Here is a 13,130-nt window from a genome sequence, read left to right as displayed (position 1 = left end):
TTAAAGTCCAAGAGCAGTAAGGAATTTGTCTGCGGCAGAACCGAATACTGAATCATTCAAGTAAGAAGGATCTTTAATCTTTTCTCTTACTTCAGCAATTCTGTCAGCACGAACATCCGGGGTCTCTGCAGCAACTTTGTCCAAGTAATATGCTTCTGCCATTTTTTCAGCTTCTTTTGAAACTGAAATCGAATCTGATTCCGTTGAACGAACTTTTGCTGCGCTTTCAGATTTGCGAGTTTCCTGAACATTGTTCAAAGGATTGATTGAATTAATTCCATTAATCATCATAATTTCCTTCCCCTATACCTATTTTAATTATCGGCAGATTCTTCCGAATGTTTATCTTTTTTTGTACCAGAAATGAAAACTGCAAACTCTCCTTTTATGGATTGTCTTGAAGCGTAATCCTCATACAGTTCCTGTGCGGTTCCGCTGGTGATTTCTTCGTGCAGCTTGGTCATTTCACGTCCAACTACAATACGTCTGCTACTTTCAGTATCGGAAATATCTTTAAGAAGCTTAACGATTCTGAAGGGACTTTCGTAAAAAATTATTGCATTTCCACTGTCCATCAGCTCTTTTACGCGGCTCTTACGTTTGCCCGGTTTTGGAGAAAGGAAGCCTTCAAAAACCAGAGTTTTTCCGCCCGAGCCGGCAACACTGACTAAGGTTGCAAAGGCAGCTGGTCCCGGAATAGGAACAACTTCAAAGCCAGCCTCACGCACAAAGTCCACAAGAACTGCGCCCGGATCACTGATTCCAGGAGTTCCCGCATCGCTTGCATAGGCAACGTCATGCCCTTCTTTAAGCAGCTTAATTACATTTTCCGAAGCAAATTTTTCGTTCTGCGCCCGGCAGGAAATCAGCGGCTTTTTAATCTCAAAATGATTCAAAAGCTGGAGAGTATGGCGGGTATCTTCTGCCGCCACGTAATCAACGTTTTTAAGCGTCTCAACCGCGCGGTAGGTAATATCACCAAGATTTCCAATCGGAGTTCCAATAACGTAAAGCTTTGCCACGCAACTATTATATTCTATATAGAAGAAAAGCGCAAATCATAAATTTTTGTTCAATCATTCACAAAATTTGAAAATTTACCGATAAAGGTTTATGATAAGAACTAAATAAAAAGTTTAGTGATCCTAAATTGTTCTTATCTATTGTTTTGCAACTAGTCCTTATCAAATTTAAATTTTGAGTTTTTCAGCACAAGTCTGACGAGGTTTTTATGAAGTTTAGAAATTTCTTCATCGGTGCCCTGGCAGCACTATCTATATTTATTATTTTCCCAACCTGTGAAATCGGTTTAGGTGAATCGGTTGATACGGAAGCCCCGAGTGTAAGAATCCTCACACCGGAAACAAGCGCCGTTTTGCGCGGAAGTGTAAATTTAACAGGTTCATGGTCAGATGACCAGGGAATCAGCAGAGTTGCTGTAAATATCACAAATGTAACAAAAGAACAGGCCGTAATTAGCGGAGCTAATGCCAATGTCGGCACCAACAGCACCTGGGACTATCAGCTCTACACCCAGACAAGCACTTCAGTTCCATCCGGAGCCGCAGTCCTCCCTGACGGCAAATACGAAGCCAAAGTTTCCGCCTTCGACCGCGCCGGTCACGCATCCGGCGAAGCAAGCCGCACTTTTGAAATTGACGGCACCGCTCCTGTCGTTGCACTTAGTAAACCGGCGTCGGTAAATGCAGCTTCGCCAAGCACTTACGGCCGCACTATAAAAATTACGGGATTGATTTCGGATGACCATGCAGTTCCAACTATAAAAATATCTGTTTATAAGAATGATGGTACCCTTATAAACCTTAAAGATAATGGTGGAAAGGACTCTTTTACAGATTTTGATCCAAGTGATACATCAGTCACAATTGCAAAATATTATACAGATGAACAATTACAAAATATTGATACAAGTAGCGATGAGTATAAGCTTTATAAGAACTATCTTTTAATGTTCGATGATACTATTAAAACTGACGGAAAAAATGATTCCAAAACTCTTACAATTGTTGTTACAGCAATAGATAAGGCTGGTAATGAAACAGAAAGAGCCTTTTTAAAAACAAATATGCTTAATCTTGTTCAGAAAAAGGCTGGTAAATCACTTGAAATGGCGGATTTAAAAAATATTTTGAATGGTTCATATAATGGAACTGTTCAAAATATGGATGTTATTAAAAGCATTTTAAATGGTGAATATGAGATAGATACAACAATAACAGATGAAACACAGATTGAACGACCTTATGTTGCAGATTCAAATACAAAATTAGTTTTTTCTATCAATCCTGATGCAAATCCTACCTATGAATTTAGAAATTATACATATGACACATCTTTTACTGAAATAGAAGAAGCTGGAATTCTTACGCTTTTGGTAAACTGTGGTTTGGACGGTACTTCATTCTATCCAAAGACATTAGGACTAAAAATTACAAAGATAGATAATGGTTTGTCATTTTCTAATTTGGATGCAAAATTTATTAGTAATGGTCAGACAGATATTTCCAATGATGATAATGCAACAACTGATGCAACATATTCTGTAGATTTGGGAAAAATTTCTACATATATAAATGATAATTATGTAACAGCTTCTGATACTACTTATAAAGATTTTATAGAGAACGGTAAAACCTATAAAATTGAAGTTACAGGTAAAGATGGTGATGGAAATGACTTTATTCCATCTGGTAATAAAAAATATGGATTCTTAGTAAAAGCTTCTACTGCTTCAAGTGAAATTGATTGTTCCTGGGATAATACTTATAAAAAGGCTGACATCCTAAGTTCTACTAAAAACATCCCAATTATTGTAACTGATGATTCTGTAAATGCCTCAGTTACAATTAATGCCTGGGTTAACTACTACTATGATTGTGATGTTGATGAAGATGAAAATATAAAAACAGATGAAAATAAAATAACTTTGTCAGGAAATCCTTATACAGGTTCCAGAAAGGAAATATATATTCCTATTAAAGATATAAAAGAAAGTAATACAACTTTCAAAAACTGTACAATTAAGCTTACTGTTCAATCTGTAAAAACTGGTGCCAAAACAAAAGAAAAATCATTCATTATATATGCAGATAATGCAGCTCCTGTCTTAAAATTCACTAATAAAGAGCTTCAGGATACAAGTAAAGAAATCTATGTTTTTGATGATGAATCATATTATATGGATGGTTCTTCTAAGGTAAGCGGTAATTATTATTACGGTGCAATAGAAGAAAACACTTATTCTATAAACGGTACCTGGGAAGACAGATATTCTTATACTACACAAGGTGTTACAACAACAAAATATGGTAATGGTTCGGGTGGTAAACAGCTTTATTATATAATAGATTCTGGGGAACCGAAAAAAGTATCCGAGGAAGATTCTTATGTAACAAAACCGGCAACATGGTCTTTGGATTTAAAGAATACTGTTATTACAGAAGGTGAACATTCGATTATTTTCAAGACTGAAGATGCCGCTGGTAATACAACAAAAGATACATATAAAATTAATAAAATTATTTTCGATTTTTCAAAGCCAGCTATTGACGTTTCTGAAGTTAAAAAAGGTGAAACGGTTGTCACTGATTATACATATTTAAAAAATGACGAAACCCTTACAATTACTGGTGCATATTCTGATACGTACGGAATTTCATCTCTTTCTTGCACAGCAAATAAAGTTGGTGAGTCAGCTCCAGTGACAAGCGGAAACAGCGGTTACAATTTTACGGACACTCGTGCCGAAGATGGAAAATCAGGCACATTTACAATTACGCTCGCTGCAGATGATAATAACAATGGTAAATGGACTTTTGATCTTACAGTAGTAGACAAAGCTGGAAGATCAAGAAAGCTCGATACTATAAAAACTATTGTAGACACTAAGAAGCCAGTATGGAAGGCTGATTCTTTCACTGTAAATAAAGTTGCTTATTCAGAATCAGAAACAAACTGGTACAAATCTTCTGCCTTGCCGTTTACTGGTACTGTCGCTGAAAACGGAAGTGGAATCAAAGAAATTAAATACTCAGTAATCAAGGCGGGCGAAGCGGACAATCCGACTTATGCTGAATCCATTGCATCTACAAAAGATAAAGATTCATCTAACAAATATACAGGAACAGAAAGTTTCTCTGCAAACCTTGGAGAATTTATCTCAAAACTTGACGCAGATGGAAATGCTGCTGCAAACAAAGTCTACATGAAGGCTGTGGATTATGCCGGAAATGAAAGCGAAGTACAAATTTTCAAAATATTCGTTGATTCAGAATCTCCTACCTTTACATGTGAACAGAGTGGAACTCAGGTAACTAACGGAACTACAAACATTACTGCAAACGGAACATTCGATGATGACGCTTCTGGTGTAAAAACTGTTACCCTCGAAGTTTCATACACAGAGAACGGAACAAAGACAACTAAAAGTTTTGAGGCTGAACTCGATTCAACTGCAAAAACTTGGTTATGCACAATTCCTGTAAGCGAACTCAATATTGATACAACATACGATGTAAAGTTAACTGTTGAGGATGTTGCAGGAAACAAATCTTCTTCTTCAGTATTCAATATTCAGAGAGATACTACAAAACCTGTATTCAAGACTCCGAGTGTTGAAGGAACTTCGATAAAATATTCTGTTTACAAGCCTAATTCTAGTGAAAACACTTACTTCATCAACAATACTGACGGAAAATTCACGATTTCTGGTATTGCAACAGATAACTTTGGTGTTGAGAAAGTTGAACTCTCAATAAGTGGTGGTGGCGGAGAATCTTATACTCCGCTGGCTGATACAAATGGTGGAGTTTACTCATTCGAGAATATTGATTTTAGCGACTGGACGGGAACAGCTACTGCAATTCTCACAGTTACGGATAAAGCTGGCAACACAAACGCAACTCCTCTTACAATCACTCTCAATTTCGACTCGACCGCACCAAAGGGAATCCATGCACTCGACGACAAAAACAAGGACCTTTACTTCCGAATTGGCGACTACGACAATGAACTTACAACATTAGGTGATGATGACAAGGATGTCGGCGGAAAATACAGCGAAAATACATTTGGAAATGCAAATACAATCAAAGTCCGCGGTAAATTTGATGATACGGATTCTGGCAGCGGTGTTTCGATGATTTACTACAAAGTTGTAAATGCTGCTTCTGCAATGACTTATTCAGAATTGAAGAAACAGGCGGATAACTTCCTTGCTAAATACAATGACAATACTGAATATACAGGCTACTTTGCTCCGATTGCTGCCGCTAAGCTTCCAAAAGAAAAGCGAAGTGTTCCTTATACTTCTTCAACTGGAAAAATCAAAGAAAAAATCATCGATTCAGACGGAAAAATTGCAGATGGCGATGATTTGGTTTCTTCTACTACTAAAAAGACAGATAAGAATGGAGTAGAACAATATTACGCAGATATCACGACGAATTATTCTTCAACGCTCTCAGGCTTTACAGAAGGACTCAACTATCTGATTCTTGTTGCTGTTGATAACGTAGGAAATGCGGCACTTGATAAAGTAATTACCGGATCAGTTGGCGACGATGCAAGTACAAGCGAAAAAATCTACTACAACGCTTCTCTCAATGTAGACACTGCAACTCCATCTTCTACTACTACATCTGAAATTCAGTATACGAACGGTGAGGAAGGATGCGCAGATATCACTGTAAGCGGAACTGCAACTGATGCAAGTGCAGGTGTAAGAAGTGTTGAAATCAGCGTGAACGGCAAGACAATCAAAGTCGGAGAAACGACTTACGGAACTCTCACGTTGAACGGAAATGTGGGCGATAAGAGCCGCACATGGTCTGTTACAATCAAGGCTCACGAAGTATTCGGTGATTCTTCAACGACAAATGGAAGCAAGAGTATTTCTGCAGTTGTAATAGATAACGCAGGTTCTGGAAACAAAAATACTGTTCCTGTTGCAAGCGTGATGGTAGACAAAACTGCTCCGACAGTAAAACTCACTGCTCCGACAGACGCTGACTCGGAGACTGCGGACATTCAGGTTAACGGAAAGATTTCTATGAGCGGTACAATAAGCGACGGAAACGTTCTTCCAGCAACTGCAATAACAGGCTTGCAGTACATTCAGAGCGACTCAGAACCGGCTTCAACTGCGTCATGGACAGACGCAACTTTGTACCAGGCTGCAAAAGAAGCCGAAGGCGACACTCCGGCACAGGCTGAAGTACAAGGAGTCAAACTTTCTGGAAGCTACACTTTCAAGATTGAAGACTTTGACACAACAAAACTTACAGACGGCAAGACTTACTGGATTCGTGCCGTTGCAAAAGACAAAGCCGGAAACACAGGATATTCTTCTGCACAGAAAGTAATCGTCTCACAGGACACAGATCGCCCGAAAATCAACATCTCAAATCTTTCTTATGACTCAACAATGGGTTATCTCTTACAGTATGGAACAAATGCTCAGGTTAAAGGTCGAATTTCTGATGATGATTCAACAAGTACATCTGTGGTAAAAACCTTTATTCTTTCTTCTACGAGTTACAATGGAGAAGGTACTGCTCCGACAACTCTTGTAAAATCATACAACGCAACAACTGGTGAATTCACATTTGAGCCTGCTGACACAAATGATGGTGAAAAGACCTTCTATATTTATATTGAAGATAATGGAGACGGAAAGTTCTATTCTAAATACACTTCTGTTTCAGGAGCTGTCACAAAGAATGATTATCTCAAAAATCCAAAGATTTATATAAATGATGAACGGCCTACAAAAACAGAAGGAACTGGAAGTAGCGCCAAAACTGTAATCGATGAATCTGTGAACGAAAAAGAATTTACCTATCATTCAGACAGTAAATCTCCAACCCCAGGTGTTGGAAAAGGATTGCCGTATTATTTAGATGGTACAACAAAAAATCTTGCTAAGGATGATTCAAATGTTGAATTTGATTTGAATAAAGATAATTCTAATCTTAATGCAAACTTTGCTTTGGGTGGAAGTGCACGTAAATACGTAAAATTCTACTTTACTGCAACCGATGCCAGCGGTATTGGTGGAATGACCCTTAAAATTTCTGATATGGAAGCAAGTCCGACAGTAAAATTAAGACTCAAAACTGCTGATGCAATTACAGGAGCTTCAACAGATTCATCTGATTCGGAGCTTTATACTCTTGATGTAGGTGCAGGTAAAGGAAACTGGTCAGGTACTACAAATGAAAGTTCAGCTGCTTCATGGACAACTGATTATATCGATATTTCTTCATGGACAACCGGTCAGTACACAGTAGAAGTTAAGAGTTATGACCGTGTTGGAAACTCAGCAACAGATTCAAAGACCTTCTATGTTGATAATACAGCACCGTCAATAACAGTTGGCTCGCCTGAAAATGGTGAAGAGAAAACCGGTGTAATTAAAATTGCCGGAACAACAACCGAAACAGGAAAAGCAGGCCTTGAAAGTATAAAATGGTTGATTCCTACCTCAGCTCAAGTTTTTGAAGCTACCACAAAATCAACAGAATTGAATAATACAGAAAGACTGGAATATCTCAGAACTCTTACTGGCTGGAGCAATAAACTTGCTGCACAGAAAACCGTAAGTGCATGGCAGTTTGATTTTGATGGTGCAGAAGGCGGAAACCCAACTTTTGAAACATATGATAATTCAATTTATGCTACACCTGTAAACGGTATTTATAAGCTGCCTGTATATTTTATGGCAACTGATAAATTCGGTAATTACACAATAAAACAGAATTATACAATCAATCACAATCCGGATGGTGATAAGCCAAAGGTAACAATCACATATCCTACAAAGGAAAATTACGATACAGGTTTAACTTATGCTACTCTTGGAGGTGCTATTTCTGTAACAGGTAGTGCAGAAATTCCTTCTGGAACCACAACTGTAAAGAAAGTATATCTGCAGATTGCAAATGATACAGGTGCTTTCAATACGGCTGATAAAACTATAGCTAAAGATAATTACGGATTTACAGTAGTTAATGCTTACGATGTAATAAAAACTATTAAGGGTACAGAATACACTTCTTCTGGTACTGGTGACAACGTAATGACAGATGCCATTGCAGCTACATTTGGTTTTGCAGATAAAGCTGCTCTTGATGCCTGGTGGGGAATTGAAGTTTCTAATACAACTTCATGGCGAATTCAGATTAATGCAGATAGTAAAATGAATCCAACCGGAACTAATGATACAAATGATATAAAAATCCGTGCCTGTGGTGTAAACGCAAACGGTAAGTTTGGTGCATGGACTACAGAAGATGGAGTTGTTTCAATCCATATTGATAATAAGGTACCGGTTCTTTCTGTTGTTGTAAAACAGTATAGTTCTGCAATTACTCCTACTTCGGAAGAAAATCCATCTGTACTTACAGAAGATCCTCTATCAATTGCAAGTCAGAACTATGCTGCAGATATGTTCCTTCGTGGTGATAACTGGTATCTGGTTCTTGATTCACGCGATGAATCTGGAATTGAAACAGTCAGTATAAAAAATAATGGAGCAGCAGTTTCTGGTTGTTATGAAATGGCACTTGGTGCTGTAGATGGAAAGAGTGGCAAACGTGTATACATTCCTATTAATACATCCCTTACATCCGTTGCTTACGATGTTGTAGCAACAGAAGTTCAGGCTGCAGGGGCTAATTCAGCTCATTCAACAAAAGCCTCATACAGTTTCAAAATTGATAACAGTGCCCCATCTCTTGATGATATTAAAAATGGAAAAGAAGAAGATCTTTCTCTAACAGAACAGAATAGTGTAAAGAATAACAACTATATTTACACAATCAAGGGTTCTTCAGACGACGGGGAAGATGGATCTGGAGTTGAAAATATTGTCTTCTACTATATGAGAAAAAAAGGAACCACCCAGACGACAATTTCAAATGAAGTTCTCCTAGATTCTATGATTGCACCAACAACAACCACAACAAATGGAGTTACTACTACAACCTATGGTTCAAAAGTAACGTTAGGAGAATTAACTTCAATAGACTTAGGTCTTGGAGATGGAAAACCAGTTCTATACGCAAAATCTGTTTCTGGTGCTGTTAGTGCAGATAATAATGGTTCATTCAATACATTCACTGCAAGTTCTGCTCTTGGTGACCATATCCGTGTAGGCGGTCTTGTAAAAATTGACGGACTGCTGCGAAAAATTTCTGCAATTGACGGAACAAAAGTCACATTTACACCTGCAACAACAGCCGAAAATGCAAGTGCAACAGCTCTCTTCCCGATTGCTCAGGTAATAGATGCAAACAACACTGCAAAGCAGAATCAAAAGAAAGACGGTAAATTTGAATTTGATACTGGAAAAGATGACGGAGACGGAATGCCGGAATCTTTCTCAAAGAGTGGATCAAAATGGAGCTGGGATGCTTCAATTCATTCCGACAATATCCCTGACGGTCCTGCAACTCTCGTAATCCTCGCATTCGACAAAGCAGGAAATGTTGCTGGAAAAGCTTACAAGATGATGGTCTCAAACAACGCACCTCGCCTTGCAAAAGTATTCCTTGCTACAGATTTGAACCACGATGACGCATATACTGACAACGAATTTGAGACTTACAACATTGCCGCTGCAACAGGAAACACAGATGGTGAAGAAGCCTACGAGTTAACAACTGCAGATTTCAAAAAGTATAATATGAATTCCAAACTTGAATGGGCAGAAACAACAGGAACGCGCAATGCATTCACAATCAAGAAGAATCTTGCAATCCTTCCTGAGTTTGTTGGTGGTAATGGAGACGTAAAGCTTGTATTTAAAAAAGATGATACAGGTACAGATCTAACAGGTATTACTGGCTCAGGAACAGAATTACGTTCTGCAACTGGAACATTTACTCCAACTACTGCTATGGTTGGTGTTTCTGACGTTTCAGAAGAAGATAGAAACAAAACAGATTCAATTAAGAATTCTCTTACAGCAAAGAGCTATTGGGTAATTCCTGCCGATTCATTAGGTGATGATGTAGCCTCTAAATCAATGTCTTTCACCTTCTGGGATACGACAGAAGAATGTACTCAGGGAACAAATTCTCAGTACGCCTTCTTGCGTGTAAAAGACTTTATCGTTGACCAAGTTGACAATGTTGCTCCGAACGTAGTCGTAAATCCGTTCTTCTGGGAAGGAGAGGGCGAAGGCAAAAACAGCCTCTACGGAGGAAAAGCTTCTAACGGGCACATTGAGCTTGAAGATGATTTATCTGACACAGTGAAAACTCTCTATGGCGATGACCCTAAAGTTTCTGGTAAGATTGTTCTTCGCGGAAGTGTATATGATGATACACTCCTGGGCGGCTTGTCATTTAGTATGACAAACTTTGATTCAAGTACAACAACCCCTATTTCTGTCGCAACCTACGGAACTACTGGCTGGACTATTTCAAAAGTTGGTGAAAATAATCCAACAATGGCATCTAACTACTATGAAGTTACAGTTGAAGATGCATATATAAATCAGAATGGACACAAGGCAAACTGGACAATCGCCATCGATACAGCCCACTTAAGCGACGTTGCCCACCTGAACGCCGAATTCACAGTAATCGCCGTCGATCAGAAAACAGATACAGCAAATAGTTCTGCAAACAGCACTGGCACCTCTGAAGGCACAACTGATGCAACAAAGCATAAGCCATCTTATACAATGGACGTTGTGCCGTATATTACAGCAATCCATACCTCAAACCGCACAAAGAGTGGTTTGAAGGATAATAATATCCGATCAGCAAGCGGCAAGTACAGTATTATGTATGCTGCAAGTACAAGTGCCTCAACTTATGCCGAAGACTTTATTACGGTAAAGGGATTCAACTTGAGTCCAAGTGCAGTAAGAGTTGTGAATTCAACAACAGCTGCAGGAACTGTTACAGATTCTAGTGGTGTTGGAGTGACAACCAAGGCAAGCAGTATTGCAGCTCCTTATACAAGCTTTACTGCAAGCAACGTTATTTCAAAGAGCGGATATCTTGAAGTGTTTGTAACAGATAGTTCAAGTAATAAGATTCGCAGTTTGAACAACATCAACAATAACGATGCACACGGAAGCTTTACACGTACTTCAAGCGTTGAAGATTACAAGTCAATGCCAAACCGCGTTAACGAGGCAGATTTCTACACAACGAAGAATATTAGACTGACAGATGACAGATATCTGCGTGTATTCGATATGAAGAGTACAACAATCAAAAACGGATATTATCCAGATATGATTGTAAACCAAAAGAACACAACTGATGGGGCAGGTAATATTGTCTTTAGTTATTTGAATCCGACTGGTGGAAGTGGAATGTCTTATTCTGCAAACTTCCAGCCGCAGCGTTCTGTAGTAACTGTTGGTACAGGAGCTACTAAGTCAACTGAATATCTTATTGGTGGAATGGCTTGGGATCAAATGTCTATGGCACAGGATGACAGCGGACGTTATCTCCATGTTACATCTTACAACTACAATGAAGCATCTATGTCTTTGATTTATGACAGATTCTCGGCTTTGACTATGAAGACTTATAAGCATGGAGATTCAAGTACCTATGGTTATGATGATACATATGGTGGGTGGGGTAGTGGTACATTCTGGAATGGACAATATTTAACTCCATCTCATTTGTCAAACAATAATGCCCTTACATTAGATTCTGTAAATTACAGTTCTCTTCTTTTGGATAGATACAAAAATCTCAGACTGATTGCACAAGGAGATTCAACTTCTTCAACAGATCCTGCCCGAGTATATTTTGGTTTCTATGATGATAACTCTGGAACTGTATATTTCCGTAATATGAAGATTGGTACGGAGTCAAGTCTTGGAAATCAGTTGTATAAATCTTCAAGTTATAACAATGGAACTAGAAAGGCTTCTGACGGTGGAAACTATACACAATATACAAACTTAAATGAGAATAGCAGTAACAGTACAACCTGGACAAATGGTAAGAGTACAGTTGCAACTTCTTCAACAGAGCATTTTGATATTGGTGTAGATTCTAACAAAGTTGCTGTGGTTGTTTACTATGGTGCCGATGGAAAACTGCACTTAAAGTACAAAACTGGTGTTGACGGTTCAAGTCCAAATACAGCTTTGACATTTACAGAAAATACAGATGTTTCATTCCCTGATGGTGTTGGTCAGTATGTTTCTATGGCAATTGATAGTAGTAACGGTATTCATATCGCGGCATTTGATGCTAACAACAGTGACCTTATGTATATCTATATGACTGCTTACAATGCAAAGACTTATACAAAAATGCTTGTAGACGCTGCTGGTTCTGTCGGAAACTGGACACAAATTAAAATTAAGAATAATAAGCCGTATATTGCTTACTACAATTCAACAGAAACAGGTGGTAGAGATACAATCAAACTTGCTTATTCAAATGCTGCAATTGGAAGTATATCGGATGGTATTGATTCAAGTACAAATTATACTTCAACAGGTTGGGAGTATATGACAGTTCCATCTATTACACCAGCACAGGGTGGTAATGTTAAGTTCCGTCATGTAAACCTGGACTTTGATTCAAGTGGAACTCCAGTTGTTGGTTATCTTGGATCTTATCTTGAATATGGTAAGTGGCTAACAGAATAGTAGTGTTGCCTAAGAGAGCTTGTTTCCCCCGCGCCAAGAAATGAGGGGTAATGGTTGGGCGATTGTCGCCCAACTGAGCGTCTAGCGAACCCCGAATTTGAACTGAACCCCAAAAGTTGGACACTTTTGGAGGAAAAATGCAAAGAAAATTTGATGTAAATTTCAAATTATCTGTAGTTCAGATGTATTTAAAACATGATGAAGAACTACATGTAATAGCAGAAAGGATGGGTATTCATCCCTCAGTAATTTTGGATTGGGTAAAACTTTACCAATATCACGGAGAGGCAGGTCTGAAAACCAGAAGTTCTCATGCGAAATACGAAACAGCCTTCAAGGAAAAGGTTAAGGCAGAAATAAGAAAAAAAGCCTCAATAAATTCCCTTAGCATGAAATATCACATATCCCCTTCCACAGTTAAGAGATGGAAGGTAGAATGCGGTATGGCAGAAGAAAAAATAATAAGTGACAGTGA

The 13,130-nt window shown here is 38.4% G+C and carries 4 protein-coding genes; 2 read left to right on the top strand and 2 right to left on the bottom strand.

Annotation, left to right across the window (positions count from 1 at the left end; all coding sequences use genetic code 11):
• Both T530_RS0105960 and rsmI read right to left on the bottom strand, forming a co-directional pair.
• On the bottom strand, positions 1 to 291 hold the full coding sequence (locus T530_RS0105960; protein WP_027728223.1) for a flagellar biosynthesis anti-sigma factor FlgM: 291 nt from the start codon (positions 289 to 291) through the stop codon (positions 1 to 3).
• 23 nt (positions 292 to 314) lie between these two features.
• Positions 315 to 1,022 (bottom strand): 16S rRNA (cytidine(1402)-2'-O)-methyltransferase, encoded by a 708-nt coding sequence (gene rsmI / locus T530_RS0105955; RefSeq protein ID WP_027728222.1) that lies wholly within the window; start codon positions 1,020 to 1,022, stop codon positions 315 to 317.
• Between the two features lie 209 nt (positions 1,023 to 1,231).
• Between rsmI and T530_RS0105950 the strand changes: the two genes are divergently transcribed.
• Positions 1,232 to 12,655 carry an Ig-like domain-containing protein gene (locus T530_RS0105950; protein ID WP_027728221.1) on the top strand — a complete coding sequence of 3,808 codons (11,424 nt, stop codon included), beginning with the start codon at positions 1,232 to 1,234 and terminating at the stop codon, positions 12,653 to 12,655.
• A 137-nt stretch (positions 12,656 to 12,792) separates the two neighbouring features.
• On the top strand, positions 12,793 to 13,130 hold a 338-nt coding region (locus tag T530_RS13675), incomplete at its 3' end, for a helix-turn-helix domain-containing protein (protein ID WP_156011553.1).

Origin of the sequence: Treponema sp. C6A8 (assembly GCF_000619925.1) — a bacterium.
GTDB lineage: Bacteria > Spirochaetota > Spirochaetia > Treponematales > Treponemataceae > Treponema_D.
Note: the sequence above shows the minus strand (reverse complement) of the source record. Positions and strands in the feature narration are given on the sequence as shown.